Below are 23,500 nucleotides of genomic sequence, written 5' to 3'. Positions count from 1 at the left end.
GAAACACGTTACAAAATCGGTAATACTCGTTCAATCTTTTCCTAACATGCCAAAATCGGCAATGGGCCAAAAAACAAATTTTACATCACCCAAAATCGTTGATTCATCGATCAAGCCTAATTGACGGCTATCTTTAGAGATTCGGCGATTATCACCTAAAACCAATACTTGGCCTTCAGGAATGACTTCCACACCAAATAGACTCATGTCAAAGTCACTGGTCAAAGGAAAGCCATCGGTGACAGCCGCTTTGAATTCATCCAAATAGGGTTCATCATACGCTTGTCCATTAATGTACAGGGTATCGTTTTGATAAGCAACCCGATCCCCCGGCAAACCGATCACTCGTTTGATATAATTTTTCCCCTCTTCATCCGGCGCTTCGAATGTAATGATATCAAAACGCTCGATTTCCGTGTTCTTTAAAGCAATCACTCGCTCACCATCATGTAAGGTTGGATCCATCGAATCTCCTTTTACAATAACTGGGGTAAAGACATATTGTCTTAATAACAAAAGGAATAAGGCGAAGATCACGACAAATCCCACTGTTTTTAAAAGCTCTTTTATCTGTTGCACGTGTCCTTCACTCCTTGAATGTTTTTACTATTTTTTTAAAAGAATCGAACAAACATTCTTATTTTCTATTCTACCATAAAATGATAGAAGCAGGACATCTCCTCTCTGGTTCTTTATGAAAATTTGGGGAATCATTAGACTTGCATATGAATTGTCATCTATTCTGATCCGTGCTACGGTTGAAATAGAACCCATTATTGAAAGGAAGTGCCAAAATGAACCAACAGTTACCACAAGTGCCCACGAAGTTATTGATTGACGGAAAATGGCTTGAAGGAACAAAAGAGTCGGTTTCGGTTACCAATCCTGCCACGAATGAAGAACTGGTAAAAGTCAGCCAAGGAGGCATCGATGAAACAAAGCAAGCGATCGATGCCGCCGCGAAAGCCTTCACAGATTGGTCAAAACGTTCGCCTCGAGAACGAGCCGATTTGATGAACAAGATTGCTGATTTAATGGAACAAGAAAGCGACCGTCTGGCAAAGATTATGAGTATGGAACAAGGAAAACCATTCAAGGAAGCGGAGGCAGAAATCCAATCCAACGTTGATAATTTCCGTTGGAATGCTGCTGAAGCACAACGAGTCTATGGTGAAGTGATTCCAGCTCCTGCACACAATCATTGGCTGGTACGCAAAGAAGCCATCGGCGTTGTTGGTGCGATCACACCTTGGAACTTTCCGTCCAATATGATTGCTAGAAAAATCGCGCCTGCTATGGCAGTTGGCTGTACCCTGGTTATGAAACCATCTAAAGAAACACCATTATCAGCATTGGCTTTAGGTGAACTTTTTCAACAAGCGGGCCTTCCTGACGGAGTCGTCAATATCGTCTTAGGGGATTCTTCTGAAATCGGGAAAGAATTGACTGAGAATGAACAAGTCAAAAAAATCACCTTTACCGGCTCCACGAAAGTTGGGATGAAATTATATGAACAAGCTGCACCAACTCTGAAAAAAGTTTCATTGGAGTTAGGCGGCCATGCCCCGTTTCTTGTTTTTGCCGATGCTGATTTAGATTTAGCTGCTGAAAAATTAGTTGCAGCTAAATTCCGCAACAACGGTCAAGTTTGTACGTCACCAAATCGTATTTTTGTCGAAGAATCCGTCAAAGACGCTTTTACTAAAAAACTATTAGCGAAAATGGAAACCGTAACGGTCGGTAATGGTCTTGATAACCCCACCGTTGGTCCTTTGATCAATCAAGCTGGCGTTGAAAAAGTTATCGAACAGCTGGAAGATGCGGTAAACAAAGGGGCTGCAGTCTTATGTGGCGGTACAAAACTTACTGAAGGCGAATATGAGAAAGGCAATTTCTTTGCACCGACAGTCATTGATGGCATCACTCCTGACATGACTATTTACTATGAAGAAACCTTTGGACCCGTGATTCCATTGATCTCATTTACGGATCGACAAGCAGTCATCGCTGCGGCAAATGATACGGAATTTGGACTAGCCTCCTACTTCTTTTCAACGAATCTGCAAACAATCTCGGATGTAGCCCAAAACCTCCAATATGGGATGGTTGGAGTCAATGACATCGCGATCTCAAACCCGGCGGCTCCCTTCGGCGGCGTCAAGCATTCTGGCTTTGGTCGCGAAAATGGCAAATATGGTCCCGAAGAATATGTGACTGTCAAATTTATCGCCATTGATGTCCAGTAAGAAAAAAAGTCAGGCGCGTTTGCCTGACTTTTTTCTTATAAAGCATTTTGTTTTACTAACATTAAGTAAGAATGTATACTTCACTTTAAGACAATAGAAAAGGTGGGAATACGATGACAAAATTTCTTGATACGATCAAACAACGCCGTTCAATCTATGGGTTAGGTAAAAATGTTGCTCTTTCCGACACAGAAATCGAAGACATTGTGAAAGAAGCAGTGAAAAATAGTCCAACTGCGTTTAACGCACAATCGCCAAGAGCTGTAATTTTATTTGGCGAAGCCCACGAAAAACTGTGGACATTAACAGAGGCTGCGTTAGAACCATTGACACCACCCGAGGCTTTTGAAGCGACAAAACAAAAACTTGCTGGCTTTAAAGCAGGTTACGGAACCGTTTTATTCTTTATTCACACAGATACCGTTAAAAACTTGCAGGACCAATTTGCCCTTTATGCAGAAAACTTCCCGGTTTGGGCGGAACAATCGAATGGGATCGCTCAAGCGAACGCTTGGACCGCTTTAGAAGAAGCTGGATTAGGTGCCAACTTGCAGCATTACAACCCTGTCATCGATGACGCTGTTGCAGCTGAATGGTCAATTCCTGAAAATTGGCAACTGCGGGCGCAACTAGTCTTTGGTTCAAAAGAAAGCGAACCGAACGAAAAAGAATTTCTAAGTGATGATGAGCGCTTCCGCGTGTTCCATTAATCCAATGCGCGACCTAAAAAAGACCCTTGATTACGGCCACATACGGCAGCAATCAAGGGTCTTTTAGTCGTTGGTTCCTTGATCATGGTCGACCAGAATATCGATCGGCGTTCCTTCATTCAAGTGCTCCGACAAAAAAACCACTAATTCAGCTAACGGCTGTTTGAATTTCATTAATGGTCCCCGCATCCCTTTTCGAAAATAGTTCATCTTAATAGGCTGCCCTTCCTTTTCTTGAAATAAAACGACCCGATCGATCTCTTGGTACAGTACCCCTTTAATACTCATTGGATGGACAATAATTCGATCAAGGGCTAACCCGCGGCTGTCTAGCACAAAGCTTAAAAAGACAAAACCTGAAACGATTCCTCGCACCTGATTATCCAATTGGTCACCCATCATCAACATGGACCCGATGATCATTACTGAAAAGATCGTAATAGCGATTTTGCTTAGTTTGCGCTCAACAGCAAGAAAGTGAATCTCTTTGCGTACCACCAATAAATAGAGGTACAAAACAATCGTAAAGGCACACATCATTAGCGTTAACCCACTCATAATACTCTCCGTTCTGTTTTCTTTTCCCTATTTTACCAAAAAATGATCTGTTACAAAAGGCTTAGCCTATTTCCTAGGTTTTTTGATATCTATTTTCACCAGAATTCGGTACAATAGGAAAAAAAGGAGGAATTATCATGAATGCATTTTTTGATAAATTACAACGCTATGACTTGCTTCGTGCCGTCGTATATATCGTCTTCGGCTTCATTATCTTGATCGCACCACGATCTGTCTTTAACACGATCGTTTATCTTGTTGCCGGATACATCGCATGTCTAGGGATTATCAGCTTGTATACGAGCTACAAAGAAAAACAAAAGGGCTATCGCAATGTGCAATCGGTCTCTGGTATCTTACTATTGATCGCTGCAGCTGCGATTTTAGTTTTTGCTAAAGGGTTACTTGCTATTGTACCATTTTTCTTGGGAATCATGATCACCATCAGCGGATGCACCCGCTTAATGGCAAGCTTTAACCAAAAACGCATTGGCTTACCTTACATCACGAGCTTAATCATCAGTCTCTTGATTATTGCTGCTGGACTCGTTCTTGTTTTAAATCCATTTGCGACTTGGCTCCTGTTCTTCCAAATTTTTGGTGGTATCTTGATTTTCATGGGGGCATCCGACGCTGTTAACCATTTTCAACGAAAAAGAGCTTAATAAATGAGAATGTTTTAAAATTTCCTTTGAATCTAACATCTACATGTAGACTTTTCCCGCTATTCCTTTTAAAATAGGAGATATCAAACAGTCAGTCCATTGAGAGGCGGGAGGTGCGACATGAAGAAAATCAAGCAAGAAGCAAAACATCCAAATGATGTGCCGGTAATTTTTTTGACCGATGCAACTGGCAAAGTCGTACGAAAAATCTCGATCAATGAGTGGCGTGCGTTAAAAGCGAATCCAGACCAAATCGAAGAACTCGATATCAAATTGTATCGAGAAGCGATCAGTTTCTATCTTCAAGAAGACTATGCGAAAGCAAAAGATCTCTTGCATTTCTTGATCAATAAAACGGACTATAGTCATTACGAATATGTTGAGCGGTTAGCAAATATCTATCGCATCGAAAATCGTCCTGCTAAAGAAAAAGTCCTATTGCTGACTGCTTATCATGCAATCAAACCGTTAGAATCCTCTGAAGGAATTCTAAGAAGGATCGAAAATCGATTACAAAAAATCGATGCCTTTGATTTTCCAACTTCGACACAATTCAGTCATTAAAAAAAGCAGCTATCTTTCGATAGCCGCTTTTTTTATGCTTCTGGCAGTTTACGCAAAAGGCGCAACCCGTTGAACAATACAATCAATGTACTGCCTTCATGGGCAAATACCCCCAACCCAATGTTCATCATGCCGAATAGATTCAAGCCGACTAATAACGCGACGATAAACATGGAGAAGAAAATATTTTGCCAAATGATCCGATCCATCTTCTTCGCTAAGCGATAGGCATATGCAAAACGTGAAAGGTCATTCTTCATGATCACTGCGTCTCCTACTTCAATCGCAACATCTGACCCTTCCCCCATCGCAAAGCCGATGTCTGCTTGAACGAGTGCAGGAGCATCATTGATACCATCACCCACCATGGCGGTTTGTCCGTATGCTTCTTGGAGTGCTCGTACCGCTTCCGCTTTGTTCTCAGGCAAAACATTGGCAGCCACTTGGTCAACCTTTAAGCGCTGACCGATTGCTTCACCAGCAGAGGCACTGTCTCCGGTGATCATAACAGTATGGATACCTTCATTTTTCAAATAATGAATCACAGAAGCTGCCTGTTCGTTCGGCTCATCCATCAATGCGATGATTGCCGTAACCTCTTCGTTGATGGAAAACACGACCATTGTTTTTCCTTGCGCTTCCAATTGACGGTACTGTTGCTCCATCAAACCCGTGAACTGGGTGTTTTCGGTTCTTTTTCCTAATCGATAGGTTTTTGTTCCTGCGACGGCACCTAACCCGGAACCAATCTCGTTTGTGACAGTCAACTGTTCGATTTTTCGTATTTTCTCTGTCTTCTCGAAATAAGTAACGATCGCATCTGCTAATGGGTGGTTGGCTTGCTTTTCCATCGAAACGATGATTGCTGCTGCCTCTGCTTGATCGATCCTATCAGCGAAAACGGCTTCGGTGACTGTAGGTTTTCCGACGGTCAATGTTCCCGTTTTGTCAAAAGCCACCGCTTTGATCTGAGCAAAATTAGTCAAGTAACTGCTCCCTTTAAAAAGAATCCCTTTTTTTGCTAAATTTGAGATCGCCGACAAACTAGCAGGGACAGCGCTTGCCGCTAAAGCACAAGGAGAAGCGGCAATCATCATTACGATCCCACGATAAAAACTTGTATACCAATCCCAACCAAATAGAAACGGTGCAGTCAAAATGAACAAAGGGACTGCAATGAAAACAACTGTTACATAGATTGGTTCGATTTTTTTGATTCGTGTTTCGGTCGGTGATTGATTTGATTGCGCCGCTTCCACCACTGAAAGAATTTTTGCGAAGACTGTTTCAGAGCTGTCTTTCGTGACTTCCATCAAAAATGTGCCGTTTCCATTAATCGTACTCCCATAGACTTCGTCTCCTGTAGTCTTTTCTCGAGGAATACTTTCCCCATTGATCGAGGCTTCATTGATGGCACTCGTTCCAGAAAGAATTACGCCATCTGTTGCTAACTGATCACCAGGCAGCACTTGCAAAATATCCCCTTTTTTTATCTCTGAAGCGGCAATTTTTTTGGTTTTTCCATCTGGACCCATCAAACGGGCTTCCGTGGGATTCAGTTTGAGAAGATTGGTGATTTCTCTTCGACTTTGGCCCTCGGCGTATTCTTCTAAGAAGTGAGCACCTGCAAAAATCAAAATCAACAAAGCGGCTTCATTAAAATTTCCTATGACCATGGAACCAATCGCTGCCAACAACATCAAAAGATGTACATTCGGTGTGAAGCGCCGATTGGCTCTGGTACTTTTTATGGTATCTTCGATCCCTTCCCAAGAAATGTGATAGCCCGCTAATAAAACCGCTGCAAAATAAAAACCATCTTTCACCCATTGGTTCGGAACAAAAAGTGCCAGTATAAAGAGCAGTAAGCCTGCAAAATAAACGTTACGCGGAAGAGTCCCATGATCGTGAGTATGAGAATGTCCCTCCGTTTTTGTGTGATTATGTTGACAAGTATGTTCAGCCATCATCAAAACCTCCTCTAGTCCATCTAACATATGAACAATCAATCATATTTATACACTTATTATATATGAATAAACAATCATATGTCAACCGAAAGAAGTTTTTCTTGTGAAATGTAAGCGTTTTGGGTTTTGTGATTCTTTACGGCATGCTAGAATAAACTTAGGAGAGAAAGGAGTGTTGGTTATGAGAACATTTACTGGCGGTATTTCACTAAGTCCCCCATTAAAAATGTTAAAAGAAAAATTAATGATCGAACAAGATGAAATTCTTACCTTTTCACCCACGATGGTTTTTATCCCTTTAGCACAACATATCGGTGCCCCGGTGGAACCGATCGTTTCCGTTGGCGATTATGTCAAACAAGGGGAAGTGATCGCTGAGACTGATGCGTTTGTATCTGCCAAAATTCATGCATCTGTTTCGGGTAAAATCGTCGACATGGTCGATTGGCCGAATCAAAACAATGAAGAAGGAAAAACCATCATCATTGAAAACGATTATGCTTACCAAAATGATTTTTTGTCTGTCCCCTTCGACTGGCAATCTGCTGCTAACGAAACCATCCTCAACAAAATCCGTCAAGGCGGCATCGCCGGCAAAGGCGGTGCAACGTTTCCCACCCATGTCAAATTCAGTATTGATGAAACAAAAAAAATCCATACTTTGATCTTAAATGGATCTGAATGTGAACCGTTCCTACGCAGTGATGCTTTCTTAATGCAAAAAGAAGCCAAAAAAATCATTCACGGCGCAAAGATCGCCCAAAAATTATTAGCTGGTCCAAAAATTATAATAGGCATCGAAGATGACAAACCAAGAGCCATTTCAGCTATGCAAGCCGCAAGTGCAGAGGATGACACGATAGAAGTCGTTACTGTCCCAACTGTTTATCCAACCGGTGGTGAAAAGCAGTTAGTAGAGTTATTGACCGATCAAGAGGTGCCATTAGGTGGTTTGACTGCCGATATTGGCATCGTCTTGATCAATGTTGCCACCAGCTTTGCCATCGCCGAAGCGGTCTGTTATGACAAACCGTTGATTGAACGCTATACAACCGTTACCGGCGATGTTCAAAATCCCTGCATCGTCAAAAATCCGTTAGGAACACTCGCAGGAGAATTGATCGACTTTGCCGGCGGCTTTCAAGGCGCCCCCAGCAAATTGATTCTTGGTGGACCAATGATGGGAAAATCCGTCAAAACCTTGAAAGTTCCGGTCACCAAAGGCAGCAACGGCATCGTTGTTTTTAATGAAGAAACCGATTGGCTCTATGCCGAAAACCCCTGCATTCGTTGCAATAAATGTGTCGAAGCTTGTCCGATGCGCCTGATGCCGATGGAGATCGATCAGTTTTATCGAGCGGGGGATTATCAAAAATGTGAAGAACTGTTGGCAGAAGCATGTATCAATTGTGGTGCCTGTACCTTCGTCTGCCCAGCCAAACGTTCCTTAGCTGCCAATATCACTGCCGCAAAAGGCAAAGTTGCCCAGCTGCAAAAGGAGGCGAAGGAAAGTGCCTGATTACTACAAGGATTCTGATAGTGAGCGTCTCTTTCAACAGCGGAAAAATCAAGAAACGCCCCCAAGCCCCCATATTCGCAGCAATGATGAGACCATTAAGATCATGGGGTGTGTGGTACTAGCCCTATTACCAGCAGTTTTATTCTCTGGCTATCTTTTTGGGCTCAAGGTATACGGTTTGTTTTTCATTGCGCTAGCTACGGCATTTTCTGCCGACGGTCTTTGGTCCTATCTTGTCAAACGGCCGTTTCGCTTCGATTTAAGCATCGTCGTGACGGCCTTGCTTTTAACCATGAACCTCCCACCAACCGCACCTTGGTATTTCCCAGTGATTGGTGTAGCGTTTGCCGTAATCATCGTCAAAGAATTTTTTGGCGGTATTGGTTATAATTTTCTAAATCCAGCCCTCGGCGGTCGAGCCCTGTTGATTGGCTTGTTTTATAACCAAATGTTTCTAATCAGTTGGCCTGATCCACCATTCGGTAGCATCGCACCAGATGTCGTTTCGCAGGCTACAGCGAACGATGTTGTTTCCGGTGCTACGCCGTTAGCTGTCATGAAAGCGGGAGAAACGTTGAGTGGCTCTGAACTAGTGGATGCCTTTTTAGGATTTACCGGGGGGCGAATCGGTGAAACCAGTGCCTTGCTTTTACTGCTGGGTGGAATTTTTCTCGTTTACAAGAAAATCATCTCCCCTCGTATCCCATTGATTATCTTTGCGACGATCGGGCTCTTTGCTTTTATCCTTGGTCCAGAAGGACTTTTTACTGGCAGTTGGCAAACGGTCATCGGTCATATCATCAGTGGTGGTGCCATGTTGGGTGCGATTTATATGGCGACTGATTATTCTTCGACCCCAGGAACAAAAGCAGGAGAAAATCTTTTTGCCTTAGGCGTTGGCCTCCTCGTTGTCCTCTTCCGTTTCTTTGGTTTTACAAATGAAGGCATGAGCTATGCCATCTTGATCATGAATTGTTTCACCCCACTTATTGATCGCTTCTTACGCCTTCGCATATTAGGGGAAGGAAAAAAGACCCCGTTCAACCTTAAAATCATGAGCTAAATCGCAAAAAAGGAGGGTTCCTTATGATGATCGCCAATCGGCTAGTGGTCTTTCTAGTCATTCTACTCACAAATTACGCCTGTCAAAATTTGGCGCCGACCGTCAAAGAGAAAAAACCGAACGTGACGACACGGGTGGTTTTCCTCTCAGGGATCATTGCGGTCGCTTACTTGTTCAGTGGGTTAAGCTTTTATCTTTTGCTTCAAAATCGTTTCGTCTATGGCAATCAAGTGGTCACCAACTTGGTAAGTGCTGCCATCATCGCCTTGATTACGGGGGGCTTGTGTTTACTGATCGTTCCTGCAAAAAAGTATTTCTTGACGACTGATCTAAAAAAGACGATCCTAGTCAGTGTCTTCTTGCTGACGATCGCTACCGTGACCCAATTTCCCTATACCGATTATTTAACCAATTTATTTGTTGCTGTAGGCATGTATTTCCTCTTTTCTTGTGCTTTGTCAGGGGTTCATACACGGAATCAAATTGCCGCAATTCCGCCAATTCTAAAAGGTTTCCCACTGGATATCGTAACACTTTTTCTATTTTATCTGAGCTTTTCCTTTCTCAACGGTGTCTTCTTCAACTATTTATTCTAAACAAAAAGCAAGTCCCGCCTTGGCAGCGGAACTTGCTTATTTTTTGCGGAATAGCTCTCTGAAGGAACCGATCAAAAAACCAGTCGAAAAAGCATTTTGTGCTTTTTGTTCTTTTTCAGCAGCGATTTTTTGTCGGGTTCGCAGCCCTTTATTGGCATTTTTGGACTTCTTCCCTTCACGGAGTTCTCTCGAAGCCTTTTGAAACTCATTTGAGAAACGATTATACCCAACCATTCCTTTTGCCCCCTTTCTTTTTACATGATACTTAATAACGAGGATTTACTATAGGAATTGCCTTTCTGATGCAAATCAGGTAACATAACAGACAGAAAGATGATTTACCCTAGGTTTATCAGAAAGGAAGATTCCATGAACGAAACCCACACTGGATTGTTAGTCAATAGCCGCGTTTTTCAAGAAACGCCAATGATGCTGACAGGTATCCAACTTTTAGAAGACCACAAAATCGTAAATTGCATTATTAAGGATCGCTACTTAGCCAGCTATGTCTTACGCCTTCCATTAAATAAATACCAATTAGAAGTCGAAGGGAAATGGAACAAGCGGGAACAGTTAGTGATCAAGCATATGAAAATCAAGAATATCGATGAGTTTATTAAAATCGTCGGTACGCCAGAATAACAGGACTCACGAAAGCAAGTGCAGGCAACTGCCCTTGCTTTTTTTTCTGAAAAAATCCAGCTGATTTTCCTCTCTATTCCTCCGAAGTCTATCGCGACATTCTGGTAAACCGATCGATCAAGGCTTTTTGCTCCTCTTTGATACCGATCGCCAACGGTTTGATCATTAATTTGACAGTGGTCGAAGGTGTCTGAATCTGGACTTTTTTATTTACCACACCGCCTAATTGTAATTTTGTGATCTCATGGATCATAATTGTCTGCATCCCTTTTTCATGAAATTGCAGATCTAACTGAATCAAGTGGATTTTTTCTTCGTCAACCACCACGATAAAATACTTTGGGGTTGGCAGGGCAATCATTTTGGCTTCCTCGGCATAACCAGCCAGTTTTCCATGGAACTTCGCGCGGTAGCTTTCTAAATCATCTTTTTTCACGATCCATTTCATCAAAAGCCACATCCTTCCTTAGATACCTTAAGGATACCTGCAGAAACCGCTTTTGCACAACAATATGCCTGCTTGTTTCCTCACATAGCCCCTTTTATCTCGTTTGATCGTCAAAGACTTTTCCTCTAGACATAGATGTTTTTGCCTGACACTAGCAAACGCAACAAAAAAGCGAAGCGCTTAGTGCCCTTCGCTTTTTTTCTTTGGATAGTAGTGTTGGAAAAGCCGTAGAAAGATCGGTGCTAGTAACAAATAAAAAATGCCATTGCCTACTGCGTGCAGGGCATCAAAGCTCAATCCTTGAAAATAGTAAGCCCAAAAACTAGGAAACCCGTAAAGTTTGACACTGATCCAAGATATCACAAAGCCATAAGCAAACCCTGCAAACACACTGTAGCTGACTTGTAAAAGCAACCGTTTCATAAACAGCTTGCTTTTTGACAACAGATACATCCCCAAAATAATGATTGCATAACTAACTAATTGAGCGATCGTCCATATTCCCATTCCCATGTAAAAATTGGTAATCAGCATCGAGAGCAGACAAACGATCAATCCACGACGAAGACCTAAATGGATGGTTACTAATAAAAAGATCACCGTCATTGGTTGAACATTGGGTAAGGGTTGAAAAAGTGTCCTGCCGACGACGGCCGCTGCCACAAGCAGCCCTAAATAAGCAATTTCTTTTCCAGCAAATGAAAGTAGTTTATTCGAATTTTTCATAGGTGAAAACCACTTTATCGTTGTTTCCTAAAAAGGTATCATCCGCCCCAGTTGTAATCATTTCATCATTGATTGTATACGTCCAATAATAGCCAGCTTTTTCATCTTGCGCTAAACCGTCGATGCTGGTGATCATCCCTTGATTTTCTTCCAAGTCAAAGTTGTCTTTCATGATGGTCATCAAAGAAACCCCTTCTTTAAAAGTGACCGTTTTGGTATCAATCTCCCGGTCTTGCTCTTCACTTTTATTATTGAAGCTGATTTGGGCAGTGCGCTCTTCGGCATTTTGTTGGACTGACGAAGAGTCACTGGAGGAGTTTCCCGCATCCATCGATGGTTTGGCACAGCCGGCAAAAACCAGACTAAGTAAAAAAATATAACTAAAGATAACTGTTTTCTTCATAATAATGGCTCCTTTGATTACTTTTACAACACCTTATTGTACTAAAAATAAATAAAAAAGGCGAAATATTTTTGTTCCTCTCTATAGAAAGCATTGTAAAACCATGAGACTATGGGTATACTAGCTTCAATCATTCGTAAGAAGAAATGAAGGAGTGTTGGAAAGATGGATAGAAAAAAAGCGTCCTGTACCACTTTACTAGTAGGAAAAAAAGCATCGATCGACGGCTCGACCATGATTGCCCGTAATGAAGATTCTGGAAGCGGTTCGGAACCGCAAAAATTCGTCGTTATCACTCCAGAACAGCAAGGAAATGAATTTTACGCCGTTTTAAGCGGCTGTCGAATTCGTTTACCTAAGGATCCCTTACGTTATACTTCGACACCTGAAGCAGATGAATCCCAAGGAGTCTGGGCAGCTTCAGGAATCAATGAAGAAAATATCGCCATGACTGCGACAGAAACGATCACAACCAATTCACGCGTTTTGGCTATTGATCCATATGTGGAAGATGGTATCGGGGAAGCTGATTTCGTCAGCATCGTACTGCCTTACATCCATTCCGCTAAAGAAGGTGTTTTGCGCTTAGGGGAACTCTTAGAAACCTATGGTACCTATGAAGCCAACGGGATCGCGTTTTCTGATGCCGAGGAAATTTGGTATATGGAAACCATCGGTGGACATCACTGGGCAGCTGTTCGCCTACCCGATGATGCCTATGTCGTGGCACCCAATCGCTTAAACATTGATCACTTCGATTTCGCCTCAGAAATGACGTTGTGTTCGCAGGATCTCGAACAGTTGATTGAAGACTATCAATTAAATCCTGATTTTGAAGGTATCAATCTACGCCATATTTTTGGCAGCTCATCAGAAAAAGATACCCGTTACAATAACCCGCGGGCATGGTACATTCAAAAACACTTTAGCGGAACAGCTGCTGAACCGATCAATCAAGAGCTCCCGTTTGTATGCTACCCAAAACAAAAGCTATCCGTGGAAGATGTAAAATGGGCATTGAGCTCCCACTTCCAAAATACGCCTTTTGACCCTTACGGTACAGGAACCGAGACACAAAAAACACAATTCCGATCGATTGCTCTCAATCGCAACCAGCAAGTCCATATTTTGCAGATCCGCAACCACGTGCCTGCAGCAATCGCTGGCATTCATTGGCTCGCCTTTGGTCCCAATACCTTCAACGGCGTTGTGCCATTTTATGCAGCTATCACTAAGACCCCACTTGGCTATTGCGATACGACAAAGACCTACGATCCAACAAATAGCTATTGGTTAGGACGCACCTTGGCGTTGATTGGGGACAGCGACTACGATCGCTATAGTGATCTTGCCAACCGTTTTGAAATGGAAACGATGGCGGCTTGTCGCCGCATCCAACAAGAAACTGATTGTAAAGCTTCCGCTGAAAAGGAGCCTACTCGTCTGCTTGAAGAAGCCAACGCTGAGATGGCTGAACTGTATTTAAAAAATGCAACAACGTTACTAGGAAAAATGGTGGAGTCTGGCAGTAATAAAATGGCCTTGCGTTTTTCTTTAGCCGATTAGTCAATCGCTGAAAATAAAAGGATTAACAAAAACTTTACATGGAATTGCAGCAATCTAAACATTGCTCTCCTATACTAAAGATACCAATTCGTTTTCTTTTTCCTTGCTGGTACAAATCAAGCAATTGATTTGTACTGGTCCCCCTATGGAAGACCAATTGGTAAAAACCGTTGGGAGGAATGAACATGACTACAAGCATTTATCGGACTGTCACCAACGAAATTGTTAAAGGTGAGATCATCAAGAGCAAGAGTCAGCAAGATATGCTGATCATTCAAGACAAAGAAGGTTATTTCCATGTCGTTGAACCACTCCCCGTTACTACTGCAATGACTCCCCGCACGACGAAAGACTAAAAAAACCACTGGCGATCAGAAAGAATACAGGATCTTTCTGATTGCTCAGTGGGTTCTTTTTGTTAGGTCAAACTCAATGTGAATCGTTTCAAGCCATCAATGAGTTTTTCTCGCGAACAGCCAATGTTTAGGCGCAAAAAATTTCTCCCCTCTTTCCCATAGATTTCCCCTGACATAATCGCAACTTTTCCCTTACGAATCATTCGTTGCTGCAATTCTGCCATCGGCTTCTTTCAGTAGGACTAAGAAACTAAAAAGGCTGACTATATTAATTGGCTCTATTTCTACGAGAAATTGAATAATTTCCACATCACATTGTTGCTTCAGCGATTTTCTCTCTACGATTCTTTTTACTTCTTTATCGATCGTTATCCAAGCAAACACCCCAGTTGAAGGCAATTTGCCGTCCTGCAAAAAAGGACTCACCCTTTGATGAGTGAGCCATCTTTGTTATTTTCTCTGCATCGGTCATCTGTAGACAGTCACTTCAGTAAACTCTTGCCCGTTTCCGTAATCATTTTCTTGCGTATGACGCTTTCCATCAATTCGTTGTTTGCAACTGGCAAGTCCATTTTCGACATAGTTCACTGTATTTGCAACGATCCTTATTATAGTTGCTAGACCTTTCATCAAGGGATCATTTGATTCCATCCTCTATTCCCTCATTTCTATCACGCTTAAGCCGCTACTGGCTTTTTCTTATAACAAGTATAAAAGAAGTACCTTAAACGAAACTAAAAGAGAAGAACTTCGGCAAAAAGAAAAGCAGACTAGTTTCTCTTTTTGGTAAAATATGGTACATGTAATAGGAAAGGATGATCAGTCTCATGATAAAAACTTTAGTGGTAGCCAGCCATCCGAATTTCCACAATTCGCTTTCCCAACGATTCTTTAGTGAAAGTGCCAAGCTTCCTAACGTCACCATGCATTTTCTTGATGGTCTTTCTGATTTTTCTCTTGCCGATGAACGGATGCTGCTGCAAACATGCGATCGTTTGGTTTTACAATTCCCCTTATATTGGTACAGCGTTCCAGCAAAAATGAAAGATTGGATTGATACGGTTTGGGAAAAATGTGCCCCTGCATTGGCGGGCAAGGAAATCAGTTTCGCCGTTTCTACTGGCGTTGCCGCCAAAGAATTTCAGCTAGGTGGTCGAGAAAATACGACCTTCAATGAAATTTTACACCCACTGGTACTTATGGCAAAAAAACACCAAATGACGGTACTCCCCATCATTGTCCTCGATCAACTGATGTATAAAACAGAGCAAGAGAAACGAGCCTTTGTCATTGCCTATCAACAATTGTTATCAATGCCGGCTCCCTTTACATTTGATCAAAAGCAACAATGGTTTAGCGAGAAACTGGCGCATTTGGTTTCTGAAAAACCGCAGCTTGCTCCTTTGCTATCCCTGTTACAGGAAAACCATGAAACGTTGACCGAATTAGAAGATGCTTTAACTGAATTGGAGGTGCTGTGATGGATCACGAATGGCTAAAGCCACTGATAGAGCAGTCAATAAAAGAAACAGCTGACTATCACGAAAAAGCATTTTTGCAAGAACTAGAGAAGTTGCTTCATCAGCAAGAAATTCGAATCGAATTGAAACAAGGAGAACTTGACGGAAAATTGTGGAATCCTAGTGAATGGTAAAATCTGCACTTGTATCCAAGAAAAAAACTTTGGTCCACCTAGCCATAAAACATGCTGGGTGGGCCAAAGTTTTTTGCATCGTTTCTTTTGCTTGTTAACTAGGATTCGCACGTACTCTTTGTAGCAGCGATATAGGCTGCTTGCAAACGTTTCGTGATCGAACCCAAAGTGCCATTGCCAACTGATTTCCCATCTACATTGACGATAGGCACAATTTCCCAGACAGAATTGGTCAAAAAACACTCTTGCACGTTGCTTAGTGCCTCAACAGGGACAGGTTCTTCTCGATAAGCAATTTCTAATTGCTGACACAACTGTAGCACCTTCATTTTCGTGATACCTGGTAGTACTAAGCGTCCATCGGGATGCGTATAGACGATACCATCAATGACAAACCAGAGATTTGATGCCGAAGCTTCCGTGAAAAAGCCATCTCGTTGAAGGAGTGCATCATCGAACCCCGCTTCGATCGCTTGATCTAACGCTAACAGATTCCCTAACAAGCTCAATGATTTGATATCACAATGCAACCACCGCTCATCTGGAAGAACAGTCGCAGATAGCCCTGCATGCTGCATTTCCAAAGGTCGTTCAAAGGGGATCACATTTGCGGTTACGACTCCTTTGACTGCTCCAGCAGACGGAAACTCGTGATTGCGGGGAGAGGCGATTCCTCTGGTGATTTGAAGATAGATCTCTCCTTCTGTGATTCCTTCGGTTTTAACCAGTAACTTAAGGTTTTCAGTTAATTGGGAAATCGTATAAGGCAACGTCAGCTTAATTTTTTGCGCACTACTTTCTAAGCGAATCATATGTTCCCCTAACATAAAGCAGCGACCATTATAGATTCGAATCACTTCATAGATTCCGTCACCATACTGATAACCGCGATCTTCAATGTCAATTTTCACCGCTTCTCGATCAACGATTTGATCATTCCATAAAACCTTCATTTCCTCACTCCTATCGTCCTTCTCGTTTCAATAAGTATAGCATTTGTCTTGAAGCCATGCTACGTAGTGCTTAAAAACAAAAAAACCTGCTGATGGAGATCACTCCAACAGCAAGGTAGAACATTTTCGTTATAATGAATCCTTATCAATTACAGATCGTTCTAATTTTCGCTCTTGAAAAAAGCGCAACAATGTACCAGACATTGCCATCACGATCGAATACACTGGCAGTGCCACGATCATGCCCACAAATCCAAGCAAGTTGCCAGCGATCAATAATAAAAACACCGCAATGATTGGATGGATATGCAATACTTTTTTCATTACTAATGGTGAAACAAGATACGATTCACCTAACTGAATGATCGTGATTCCGACAATCAGAAAAATAGCTGTTCGAATGTCTTGACTTAACGCAAATAAAAAGGCTGGTGCCGCTCCGATAAAGGGACCAAAATAAGGAATAATGTCCAGAACACCACAAATCAGGCCTAAAAGCAACGCATTCTGCAAACCTAGCAAAGAAAAAATCAAATAGCTAGAAACTGCAACGTAAGAACAAACCAACAATTTCCCACCAATGTACGCTGACGCTGCTTGATGGAAATCACTGCAAAGTTGTCGCATTAAGCCTTGATAGTTTTTCGGTGTCTTACTTGCCAAAAAATCAGGAACTTTCTCACCGTCTTTAAACATATACACTAATAACAGTGGGATCGTAAACAAGACGATCGCTGAATGAGAAACGATGGAGATCAAACTCGTCAGACTATTGGTTGCCCCGGTAATAAACTGTAAGGCAAAGTTGCTAGCTTGGGAAATATCAATCGAATCAATAAAAGGACCAAATAATTCTTCTAAATAAGAATGATCAATAGTATCGATCACCAAATTGATAATGATGGGAATTTGATTGATAAAACGCCCCATCTCATAGGCTAATGCTGGTCCAATCACCTGAACGATCAAATACGCTGCAAAAACGATCAGCAGCAATGTCGAATATAGCGCAATGCTTTTCTTTTTCGTTCTTTTTTTTACCCAATTAAAGAAAGGTAAAAAGATGTAAAAAATAAAAATCGAAATCAATACTGGTAAAAAGACACTAGAAAAGATGGCTTCCAGTGGTCGAAAGACAAACAGTATATTTGAATAGATCCAGACCGCGATCCCTAAGAGACAGACAATCACTAGACCTGCAAAAATTTTTGATTTTTTAAGAAACTCCAATAATAAATCCTCCTGATTCTAGAAAATAATTCAACTTCTTTCAGTTTAGCATAATTTTAAAAACGAAGGATGATTTCAAGAAGATTTTTTTCAAAAATCCACGTTTTCCATAGCAAACTTTCAATTAATTTAATTTTTTTCATCTTTATTTCTCAAGTCTAATCAATTTTGATGAGCTGAAAACGGCAACGGGAGATGCATGCTTCTGACAAAGTAGACTGCTGAAGCAAACTGGAATAACCCTAATAAAAAGAAAATCAGATGCAAGACATTCCATCCTCGCAATAAGATGACTTGCACGATGATCCAGACTACTAAACTCATGCCTAAAAGCATTGCCCCGTAGTATCCTTTGTTATGCCACAACAGGATAGCGACAATCAGATTCCCCAAGCCTAAGATAACGAACAAAAACAAGCCGGGAATTAAGAAGGTCGTGAAGGGGGTTCCTTGCAGCATGGCCGCCTCCAAACCAGCATATGTCTGTCCTTTACTTAACGGCTCAATGCTTTTAAACGCCAACAGACTTCCCCCACAGGCGCCAACACCGATAAAGAGGCACAAAAAAAGCAACGCAAAGCGCATCTTCATTTTTCTCCACTCCTTCTTCAAACCCAAACCAACTAAAAATAAAGCCATTCTCAGTGACACATTGATTTTCTTGTCCCTTATTCGCTTGTTGGTAAATAGATAAATGCGGCAATTTGTTGCTCTTCCACAGAAGAAAAGCCACACGTTTCATAAAAACGACGCGTTTTTTCTGTGTTGTCCGTAATCAGAACCTTTTGCCGTATCGATGGATGATTCGCCAGCATTTTTTTGAGTAATCGCTGACCGATTTTTTGACGTTGGAACTCGGGTGCAACTAATAGATCTTGAATATAAAGAATGGTTTGTCCATCGGTTATACAACGGATCAGCCCCACTAGCTGCTCTTCAACATAGGCCGTTATCACCTGTGATTGAGCTAGCCCTTTTAGAAGACGCTCAGGTTCTTTGGTGTAGGCGCTCCAACCAACCCCCTCGTACAAGGCGAGTACTTGATTTGAATCAGATGGTAAGTGGTCTTGAAAGACGATTTTCATACTTCTCCTCCTTGTGACAGCATAGCGAAAAAGTGGCACAATAGAAATAGAGCTGACAGCTCTTTTCCAGACAAACTCTTGCTATCCGTCAAGCCGTAATGCTTGCTTGACTAAAGAGTATCCTGAGGAAAAGCGGCTGTCAACTCTAATTACTAACTTACTGGATGAACAAAAATATACTAGCTCTGTTTCTAAACCAAAAGCTTAATCAATCAACAACTCATTTTTTAAACGTTGGCTCGTCGTCTGTTGTTCTTCAGGCGTTACTTCTTGATAAGAAATCCCATATTCTCCTCTAAAGCCATCACCCGTGAACCCACTGCCAGCCATTTGGTAAGACTCGACGGTCCCTAATGCGGATTGATATTGAGTGAATAGGCGACTCATTTGTGAAAAAGTTAAATCCGTTTCGCCATTATCTCCAATAATCGTTAGCAGATCCTGAATCCGCATCACGCTTGAAAGTGAAACTAACTCATTGGCCAAAATTTCAGTCACTTCTCTTTGACGACGCTGACGTCCATAGTCGCCTTCTGGATCATCTTTTCGCATACGGGTATACTGGAGTGCCTCCCAGCCATCTAACTCAAGGGTACCCTCTGGGTAATCGATCTTCTCGGCAGTAAAAGCAAATTCATTTTCAACCGTGATGCCACCAATTGCATCGACAAGATCTGCCATCCCATCCATGTTTAAGGAGAAATAATGATGGATCGGTATATCAAGGTATTGTTCAACGGTTTCAATCATCATTTTTGCTCCACCGAAAGAATGAGCATGATTGATTTTATCATGGTATCCTTGTCCCACGATCTCCACATAGGCATCTCTAGGAATACTCGTGAGGGTGGTTTTTCGCGTGGCAGGATTCAACGTTGCCACCATGATGGTGTTTGCACGAAAATCGGTTTTGCGCCGGGAATCATTGGCGATCCCCAACAAAAGAAGGCTCAAAGGTTCAGCATTTTCGATGACCTCCGCCTCTTCTCGTCCTTCGATCGGACGATGGATCGAGTGAGCAACATCCTCTACTTGAAAATACACCCTAATGGCATAGACGGTTCCTGCTGAAATAATTCCCGTCAGCAATACTAGGAAAATGATTATTAGTTTTTTTGCTGTACTCATTTTATTTCCCCCTAAGTACACGTTTTTTGATTGAAAAGACGAAAGCATAGGTGATGTAACTGATCCCACTTGCCAATAAAATACTTGCTAGCAAGTCACTGGGATAATGAACCCCGAATAGCAACCGACTCATCATGATCAGCAACAAATAGATCATTCCAAGAAATAGTGCCAGGTTTTGGATAAAGTGACGCTTGCCTCTTTTAGCGGGAACTGTTTGCCCTAAGAAAAAGAGGAGAGAAATAATCAAAGTGGTCGCTAATAATGTATGTCCACTTGGAAAACTTGCTGATGCCCGCTCCATGCTGTCAGCAAAATCCGGTCTCGGGCGATCAACTACTTTCTTGATCACTTGACCGACCCCACTGATCACAATCATGTTCGCCATCAACCATAAACTTTCTAAATACTGCTTGCGCATAAATAAAATACTTGCTAACAGAAAATGAATGGCCGCTATGGGAATGATCGTGGCCGTACTGGCAAGCGGAAGAAAAATCGATTCCACAGCAGGTGTCCGCCCTTGAGGCAATTGGGAAAACAGGTTGTCGATGCTTTGGAACCAGTGTGGTTCTAATGCAACGAGGAAAAACAGCCATGCAAAACAGCTGCAGAGTACTCCACCTATCACTCCTTTTTTTGCTGTTTTACTCATGTTAAGCTCCTACTTTCTTTTAATGTATACGACCTATTTTTGGCTTTTGCCGGAAATTTATCTAACCCAAAGATAATTCCCATAGCAATGCTGATCGCAATCAGTGAGGTGCCTCCTTGACTTAAGAATGGTAAAGGAATGCCGGTTAAAGGCAGCAAACCGATCGCCGCTCCGATGTTTTCAAAAATTTGAAAAACTAAACCAAACACATAAGTGATCGCAATATAGACCGATGCTTTGTTATTTGTTTTTAAAGCAGCAAAAATGATTTGATAGATCAGATAAAAATAAAGGAAGATGACTAAAGTACTTCCTAAAAAACCATACGTTTCTCCAATGACTGTAAAGATCATATCTGACTCACGAACCGGCACATACACCGTTGTATGGGTAGCTGGCGCTCCCAATAAGCCTCCGGAACCGATCGCCCACATACTGCGGACTTGTTGAAAAGCGATGGAATCTTGATAAGCGAAAGGATCTGCCCAAGCTCTCACACGATCCAATTGGTATTGTGAGAAGTGCAGTCGAAACAACACACGATTGCCCCATTCCGTGAATACGAGCAGCAACAAAATAGCACCAAGAGCGGCAATCAACCCGATCACGACAGTCAGTATTTTCCAATGAACACCAGAAATGATGAATAAGGCACCTAACATCACGATAAACACCAAGCTCGTTCCAAAGTCCCGCTGCATAAACATCAATAAAAACGTGGGTAAGCTGTATAGCAGGATCTTAGTGACATAGATCAAATCGGATTTGATCGTTCGTTCGGCTTTTCGTTTTTCATAAACTAAGGTGAGATAGACCATAAAGAGCATAAAGGCCACTTTCATAAACTCGGAAGGCTGAATCGTGAACGAACCGAATCTAATCCACCGTTTGGTGTGCGTTTGTTCGAACATCGTTTGATCATAAAACCAATGAAGAGAGGTCATCAAACCAAGGGATAGTAAGTACAAAAGACCAGAAAAGCGGAGGAGTAAATTCGTAGGAATCAAACTCGTCACAAAAAGAGCAATCGCCGAAAGAATACAAAAGAGGATCTGCCGCAAAACAATCCTTGAAGGATCATTGCCATCCATCACAGATGCTTGATGTTGTACCCAGATACTTAACAAAAACAGCAGGAAAACCGGCAGCAGTAAAGCATAGTTTGCTTCATGACGTTTGAGGAACTTCATTAAGGATGCCCTCCTCTCGTTCTAGTTTCAGGCATAAACTAAAGGCAAATGAAAGAATAAAGTAACTAGACCCACCATAACTAATGAATGGTAGCGGCACCCCCGTCATCGGCATCAAACCTAAAATACTGGCAATATTAATACTTGTTTGCAACAAAAGTAACGTACTCGTCCCTAATAAAATCAAGCCTATTTGAGGGTTTTCAATTGCAGCAGATCGCATAAATAAACGCAAGATGATCACGAATAATAAGCCGATTACAAAAATACCAAAAATCAAGCCTAGTTCTTCTACTAAAACTGAGAAAATAAAATCTGTTTCTGCTACTGGTAAAAAGCCTTTTTTAGTGATGCTGTTTCCTAAGCCAAGACCAGTAAGACCACCATTAAACAAAGCGTAGTAGGAGTGGATCATTTGAAACCCCTGATTATACGGATCGGAAAATGGATCCCCCACTAACCGTATGCGGTTATAAACGTGCATAAACATGTGGGGCAGTAAATCATTGTTTCCTAAAAAAATAATCAGCATGGCAATCAAGAACAGACTGATCAATAAGCCACCAAATAAAAGAGCTGTTAGTTTCACGGGCACTTGTACCGTAGTAATCATGACAAATGCTAAAAAAAGTAAAATCATTACCCCAGCTACTTTTGGTTGAATCAAGATCAACACACAGCACAAAAACAAAACCAAAAGGGGACGCTTCATTTCCTGCAGGGTGGTTTTTGCTGTTTGAAAGTAATGAGCCAGATACAAAACCATACCGACATTCACGATTTCTGAAGGTTGAAATTGAATCCCTACGATTGAGACCCAGCGTTGGGCACCATTAACAGAGACGCCGAAAAAAGGCACACGTGCTAAGAGCAATGTAAAGATCCCAAATGCCAGCAAACCGATCGCTAAGTACTTACTAAGCAGTATCTCTCGACGTGTTCTTTGAATAATGAAAAGGAGCACCCAGCTAAGTAGTAGAAAAACAAGCTGACGCAAGAATAAACTCGCTGGTGGCTGATCCCTCGTTAATAAACGGTAAGAACTTGCACTATAAATCATTAAAAGACCGATAAGGCTCAATAGCAAATAAGCTATGATCAGCAGCCAATCGATCTTCTTTTTTTCTATCATTGCTTCCACTCCTCTTGCCTTGGAGTAGGTGTTCAGACGGTACCAGTTATTTTGCCTTTTGAGCTGATTCATCCATCAAAAGAAAAGCAAAAAAGTCTCACTTCTCTTAGGACGTCAGACTTTTGCAGCAATCTCATCGTCCGAGTTTTAGCACTATACAACGTAAAGAAAGTTCTTTCCTTTCTTAGCTATTTTATGAAAAGCCTTAATCCGACAATTCCTGTTCTACACATTGGCGTCTTTCGACGTTTCTGCGCAATAGCTTATGTTTGTATAGGAGCCTCACCTAACAAGGTTATATGTTATTTTTCAATCCAATATGAATGGTACCCTTCCTCGAATAAAGATACAACCTATTCTTTGTTATTTTTATTTTTCTTTAACTTTTCTTAAAGAAATTAGATATTTCGAATATTTTCCGACCTTTAAAGAAAAACCAAT

At 41.7% G+C, this 23,500-nt stretch carries 28 protein-coding genes, 1 pseudogene and 1 riboswitch; of the genes and pseudogenes, 12 read left to right on the top strand and 17 right to left on the bottom strand.

What is annotated here, in order from left to right; all coding sequences use genetic code 11:
• Positions 1-30 precede the first annotated feature (30 nt).
• The gene (lepB, locus tag CO692_RS15685) at positions 31-579 is read right to left on the bottom strand and encodes a signal peptidase I (protein ID WP_077453443.1); all 549 of its coding nucleotides are present in this window, start codon (positions 577-579) and stop codon (positions 31-33) included.
• A 215-nt stretch (positions 580-794) separates the two neighbouring features.
• On the opposite strand from lepB, the gene CO692_RS15680 reads away from it, so the two are divergent.
• Both CO692_RS15680 and CO692_RS15675 read left to right on the top strand, forming a co-directional pair.
• The gene (locus CO692_RS15680) at positions 795-2,246 is read left to right on the top strand and encodes an NAD-dependent succinate-semialdehyde dehydrogenase (protein WP_096742661.1); all 1,452 of its coding nucleotides are present in this window, start codon (positions 795-797) and stop codon (positions 2,244-2,246) included.
• Positions 2,247-2,359: 113 nt separating this feature from the next.
• Positions 2,360-2,956, top strand: coding sequence for a nitroreductase family protein (locus tag CO692_RS15675; protein WP_081118709.1), 597 nt, complete (start codon positions 2,360-2,362; stop codon positions 2,954-2,956).
• Positions 2,957-3,019: 63 nt separating this feature from the next.
• Here the strand turns inward: CO692_RS15675 and CO692_RS15670 are convergent, their stop codons facing one another.
• The gene (locus CO692_RS15670; RefSeq protein WP_096742660.1) at positions 3,020-3,514 is read right to left on the bottom strand and encodes a hypothetical protein; all 495 of its coding nucleotides are present in this window, start codon (positions 3,512-3,514) and stop codon (positions 3,020-3,022) included.
• 137 nt (positions 3,515-3,651) lie between these two features.
• Between CO692_RS15670 and CO692_RS15665 the strand changes: the two genes are divergently transcribed.
• Positions 3,652-4,179, top strand: coding sequence for an HdeD family acid-resistance protein (locus tag CO692_RS15665; RefSeq protein ID WP_096742659.1), 528 nt, complete (start codon positions 3,652-3,654; stop codon positions 4,177-4,179).
• Between the two features lie 120 nt (positions 4,180-4,299).
• Positions 4,300-4,743, top strand: coding sequence for a hypothetical protein (locus CO692_RS15660; RefSeq protein ID WP_077453448.1), 444 nt, complete (start codon positions 4,300-4,302; stop codon positions 4,741-4,743).
• A gap of 32 nt (positions 4,744-4,775) precedes the next feature.
• On the opposite strand, the gene CO692_RS15655 is transcribed toward CO692_RS15660, so the two are convergent.
• Positions 4,776-6,710 carry a heavy metal translocating P-type ATPase gene (locus CO692_RS15655; protein ID WP_096742658.1) on the bottom strand — a complete coding sequence of 645 codons (1,935 nt, stop codon included), beginning with the start codon at positions 6,708-6,710 and terminating at the stop codon, positions 4,776-4,778.
• A gap of 184 nt (positions 6,711-6,894) precedes the next feature.
• Here CO692_RS15655 and rsxC point away from each other — a divergent pair, with 184 nt between their 5' ends.
• The 3 genes from rsxC to CO692_RS15640 are packed head-to-tail and all read left to right on the top strand — an operon-like array spanning position 6,895 to position 9,891.
• Entirely contained in the window at positions 6,895-8,232 is a 1,338-nt protein-coding gene (rsxC, locus tag CO692_RS15650) for an electron transport complex subunit RsxC (protein ID WP_081118711.1), read from the top strand.
• A complete protein-coding gene (locus CO692_RS15645) occupies positions 8,225-9,295 on the top strand; it encodes an RnfABCDGE type electron transport complex subunit D (protein ID WP_077453450.1) in 1,071 nt (356 codons plus the stop codon). The genes rsxC and CO692_RS15645 overlap by 8 nt, the downstream gene beginning before the upstream one ends.
• Before the next feature lie 23 nt (positions 9,296-9,318).
• Positions 9,319-9,891, top strand: a complete 573-nt coding sequence (locus tag CO692_RS15640; protein WP_096742657.1) for a hypothetical protein — start codon at positions 9,319-9,321, stop codon at positions 9,889-9,891.
• Between the two features lie 36 nt (positions 9,892-9,927).
• Here the strand turns inward: CO692_RS15640 and CO692_RS15635 are convergent, their stop codons facing one another.
• Positions 9,928-10,125: a hypothetical protein gene (locus CO692_RS15635; RefSeq protein WP_096742656.1), complete on the bottom strand. Its 198-nt coding sequence runs from the start codon at positions 10,123-10,125 to the stop codon at positions 9,928-9,930.
• A gap of 135 nt (positions 10,126-10,260) precedes the next feature.
• On the opposite strand from CO692_RS15635, the gene CO692_RS15630 reads away from it, so the two are divergent.
• Positions 10,261-10,533 carry a hypothetical protein gene (locus CO692_RS15630; RefSeq protein ID WP_005226206.1) on the top strand — a complete coding sequence of 91 codons (273 nt, stop codon included), beginning with the start codon at positions 10,261-10,263 and terminating at the stop codon, positions 10,531-10,533.
• An 88-nt stretch (positions 10,534-10,621) separates the two neighbouring features.
• Here CO692_RS15630 and CO692_RS15625 read toward each other — a convergent pair whose 3' ends face one another.
• From CO692_RS15625 to CO692_RS15615, 3 genes are all read right to left on the bottom strand, one after another.
• A complete protein-coding gene (locus CO692_RS15625) occupies positions 10,622-10,993 on the bottom strand; it encodes a hypothetical protein (RefSeq protein ID WP_005226207.1) in 372 nt (123 codons plus the stop codon).
• A 168-nt stretch (positions 10,994-11,161) separates the two neighbouring features.
• Positions 11,162-11,707 (bottom strand): ECF transporter S component, encoded by a 546-nt coding sequence (locus tag CO692_RS15620; protein WP_096742655.1) that lies wholly within the window; start codon positions 11,705-11,707, stop codon positions 11,162-11,164.
• Positions 11,691-12,110 (bottom strand): DUF4430 domain-containing protein, encoded by a 420-nt coding sequence (locus CO692_RS15615; RefSeq protein ID WP_086292435.1) that lies wholly within the window; start codon positions 12,108-12,110, stop codon positions 11,691-11,693. Before CO692_RS15615 ends, CO692_RS15620 begins: the two co-directional genes overlap by 17 nt.
• A gap of 165 nt (positions 12,111-12,275) precedes the next feature.
• On the opposite strand from CO692_RS15615, the gene CO692_RS15605 reads away from it, so the two are divergent.
• Positions 12,276-13,676, top strand: coding sequence for a C69 family dipeptidase (locus tag CO692_RS15605; RefSeq protein WP_086292436.1), 1,401 nt, complete (start codon positions 12,276-12,278; stop codon positions 13,674-13,676).
• 185 nt (positions 13,677-13,861) lie between these two features.
• Positions 13,862-14,032, top strand: coding sequence for an aldo/keto reductase (locus CO692_RS15600; RefSeq protein ID WP_081118717.1), 171 nt, complete (start codon positions 13,862-13,864; stop codon positions 14,030-14,032).
• A 62-nt stretch (positions 14,033-14,094) separates the two neighbouring features.
• Here the strand turns inward: CO692_RS15600 and CO692_RS15595 are convergent.
• Both CO692_RS15595 and CO692_RS17995 read right to left on the bottom strand, forming a co-directional pair.
• Positions 14,095-14,256: pseudogene (locus CO692_RS15595) on the bottom strand (pyridoxal phosphate-dependent aminotransferase); the annotation flags it as partial.
• Positions 14,257-14,500: 244 nt separating this feature from the next.
• Positions 14,501-14,683 (bottom strand): hypothetical protein, encoded by a 183-nt coding sequence (locus CO692_RS17995; RefSeq protein WP_077453460.1) that lies wholly within the window; start codon positions 14,681-14,683, stop codon positions 14,501-14,503.
• Between the two features lie 164 nt (positions 14,684-14,847).
• Here CO692_RS17995 and CO692_RS15585 point away from each other — a divergent pair, with 164 nt between their 5' ends.
• Positions 14,848-15,513 carry an NAD(P)H-dependent oxidoreductase gene (locus tag CO692_RS15585; protein WP_096742654.1) on the top strand — a complete coding sequence of 222 codons (666 nt, stop codon included), beginning with the start codon at positions 14,848-14,850 and terminating at the stop codon, positions 15,511-15,513.
• Positions 15,513-15,686: a hypothetical protein gene (locus CO692_RS17755; protein ID WP_005236169.1), complete on the top strand. Its 174-nt coding sequence runs from the start codon at positions 15,513-15,515 to the stop codon at positions 15,684-15,686. Before CO692_RS15585 ends, CO692_RS17755 begins: the two co-directional genes overlap by 1 nt.
• Positions 15,687-15,784: 98 nt before the next feature.
• Here the strand turns inward: CO692_RS17755 and dat are convergent, their stop codons facing one another.
• The 8 genes from dat to CO692_RS15545 form a co-directional block, all read right to left on the bottom strand.
• On the bottom strand, positions 15,785-16,639 hold the full coding sequence (gene dat / locus CO692_RS15580; protein ID WP_077453462.1) for a D-amino-acid transaminase: 855 nt from the start codon (positions 16,637-16,639) through the stop codon (positions 15,785-15,787).
• A 129-nt stretch (positions 16,640-16,768) separates the two neighbouring features.
• Positions 16,769-17,869 carry an AI-2E family transporter gene (locus tag CO692_RS15575; protein WP_081118721.1) on the bottom strand — a complete coding sequence of 367 codons (1,101 nt, stop codon included), beginning with the start codon at positions 17,867-17,869 and terminating at the stop codon, positions 16,769-16,771.
• 162 nt (positions 17,870-18,031) lie between these two features.
• Complete coding sequence (locus CO692_RS15570; RefSeq protein WP_186366425.1) at positions 18,032-18,460, bottom strand: hypothetical protein; 429 nt, start codon at positions 18,458-18,460, stop codon at positions 18,032-18,034.
• A gap of 77 nt (positions 18,461-18,537) precedes the next feature.
• Complete coding sequence (locus CO692_RS15565; protein WP_096742653.1) at positions 18,538-18,954, bottom strand: GNAT family N-acetyltransferase; 417 nt, start codon at positions 18,952-18,954, stop codon at positions 18,538-18,540.
• Positions 18,955-19,158: 204 nt separating this feature from the next.
• On the bottom strand, positions 19,159-20,082 hold the full coding sequence (locus tag CO692_RS15560) for an LCP family protein (RefSeq protein WP_081118723.1): 924 nt from the start codon (positions 20,080-20,082) through the stop codon (positions 19,159-19,161).
• 1 nt (position 20,083) lies between these two features.
• Positions 20,084-20,737, bottom strand: a complete 654-nt coding sequence (locus CO692_RS15555) for a phosphatase PAP2 family protein (protein ID WP_077453464.1) — start codon at positions 20,735-20,737, stop codon at positions 20,084-20,086.
• Positions 20,734-21,927, bottom strand: coding sequence for an FtsW/RodA/SpoVE family cell cycle protein (locus tag CO692_RS15550; protein ID WP_096742652.1), 1,194 nt, complete (start codon positions 21,925-21,927; stop codon positions 20,734-20,736). The genes CO692_RS15555 and CO692_RS15550 overlap by 4 nt, the downstream gene beginning before the upstream one ends.
• Positions 21,905-23,059, bottom strand: coding sequence for an FtsW/RodA/SpoVE family cell cycle protein (locus tag CO692_RS15545; protein ID WP_170920146.1), 1,155 nt, complete (start codon positions 23,057-23,059; stop codon positions 21,905-21,907). The genes CO692_RS15550 and CO692_RS15545 overlap by 23 nt, the downstream gene beginning before the upstream one ends.
• A gap of 125 nt (positions 23,060-23,184) precedes the next feature.
• A riboswitch (M-box (ykoK) riboswitch) is annotated at positions 23,185-23,360 on the bottom strand.
• Between the last annotated feature and the right edge of the window lie 140 nt (positions 23,361-23,500).

This window comes from Enterococcus sp. FDAARGOS_375, assembly GCF_002393265.1.
GTDB lineage: Bacteria > Bacillota > Bacilli > Lactobacillales > Enterococcaceae > Enterococcus_D > Enterococcus_D innesii.
The sequence above is the reverse complement of the archived record's forward strand: the minus strand, read 5'-3'. Positions and strand labels throughout refer to the sequence as shown.

Coding starts and splice junctions, on each gene's coding strand:
- CO692_RS15670 (WP_096742660.1), bottom strand. CDS start 3,514: ATGAGTGGGTTAACGCTAATGATGTGTGCCTTTACGATTGTTTTGTAC.
- CO692_RS15615 (WP_086292435.1), bottom strand. CDS start 12,110: ATGAAGAAAACAGTTATCTTTAGTTATATTTTTTTACTTAGTCTGGTT.
- CO692_RS17755 (WP_005236169.1), top strand. CDS start 15,513: ATGGATCACGAATGGCTAAAGCCACTGATAGAGCAGTCAATAAAAGAA.
- CO692_RS15675 (WP_081118709.1), top strand. CDS start 2,360: ATGACAAAATTTCTTGATACGATCAAACAACGCCGTTCAATCTATGGG.
- CO692_RS15585 (WP_096742654.1), top strand. CDS start 14,848: ATGATCAGTCTCATGATAAAAACTTTAGTGGTAGCCAGCCATCCGAAT.
- CO692_RS15660 (WP_077453448.1), top strand. CDS start 4,300: ATGAAGAAAATCAAGCAAGAAGCAAAACATCCAAATGATGTGCCGGTA.
- CO692_RS15630 (WP_005226206.1), top strand. CDS start 10,261: ATGAACGAAACCCACACTGGATTGTTAGTCAATAGCCGCGTTTTTCAA.
- CO692_RS17995 (WP_077453460.1), bottom strand. CDS start 14,683: ATGGAATCAAATGATCCCTTGATGAAAGGTCTAGCAACTATAATAAGG.
- CO692_RS15625 (WP_005226207.1), bottom strand. CDS start 10,993: ATGTGGCTTTTGATGAAATGGATCGTGAAAAAAGATGATTTAGAAAGC.
- CO692_RS15655 (WP_096742658.1), bottom strand. CDS start 6,710: ATGGCTGAACATACTTGTCAACATAATCACACAAAAACGGAGGGACAT.
- CO692_RS15635 (WP_096742656.1), bottom strand. CDS start 10,125: ATGGTTGGGTATAATCGTTTCTCAAATGAGTTTCAAAAGGCTTCGAGA.
- CO692_RS15605 (WP_086292436.1), top strand. CDS start 12,276: ATGGATAGAAAAAAAGCGTCCTGTACCACTTTACTAGTAGGAAAAAAA.
- rsxC (WP_081118711.1), top strand. CDS start 6,895: ATGAGAACATTTACTGGCGGTATTTCACTAAGTCCCCCATTAAAAATG.
- CO692_RS15565 (WP_096742653.1), bottom strand. CDS start 18,954: ATGAAAATCGTCTTTCAAGACCACTTACCATCTGATTCAAATCAAGTA.
- dat (WP_077453462.1), bottom strand. CDS start 16,639: ATGAAGGTTTTATGGAATGATCAAATCGTTGATCGAGAAGCGGTGAAA.
- CO692_RS15620 (WP_096742655.1), bottom strand. CDS start 11,707: ATGAAAAATTCGAATAAACTACTTTCATTTGCTGGAAAAGAAATTGCT.
- CO692_RS15665 (WP_096742659.1), top strand. CDS start 3,652: ATGAATGCATTTTTTGATAAATTACAACGCTATGACTTGCTTCGTGCC.
- CO692_RS15570 (WP_186366425.1), bottom strand. CDS start 18,460: ATGAAGATGCGCTTTGCGTTGCTTTTTTTGTGCCTCTTTATCGGTGTT.
- CO692_RS15680 (WP_096742661.1), top strand. CDS start 795: ATGAACCAACAGTTACCACAAGTGCCCACGAAGTTATTGATTGACGGA.
- CO692_RS15545 (WP_170920146.1), bottom strand. CDS start 23,059: ATGATAGAAAAAAAGAAGATCGATTGGCTGCTGATCATAGCTTATTTG.
- CO692_RS15600 (WP_081118717.1), top strand. CDS start 13,862: ATGACTACAAGCATTTATCGGACTGTCACCAACGAAATTGTTAAAGGT.
- CO692_RS15640 (WP_096742657.1), top strand. CDS start 9,319: ATGATGATCGCCAATCGGCTAGTGGTCTTTCTAGTCATTCTACTCACA.
- CO692_RS15550 (WP_096742652.1), bottom strand. CDS start 21,927: ATGAAGTTCCTCAAACGTCATGAAGCAAACTATGCTTTACTGCTGCCG.
- CO692_RS15555 (WP_077453464.1), bottom strand. CDS start 20,737: ATGAGTAAAACAGCAAAAAAAGGAGTGATAGGTGGAGTACTCTGCAGC.
- CO692_RS15560 (WP_081118723.1), bottom strand. CDS start 20,082: ATGAGTACAGCAAAAAAACTAATAATCATTTTCCTAGTATTGCTGACG.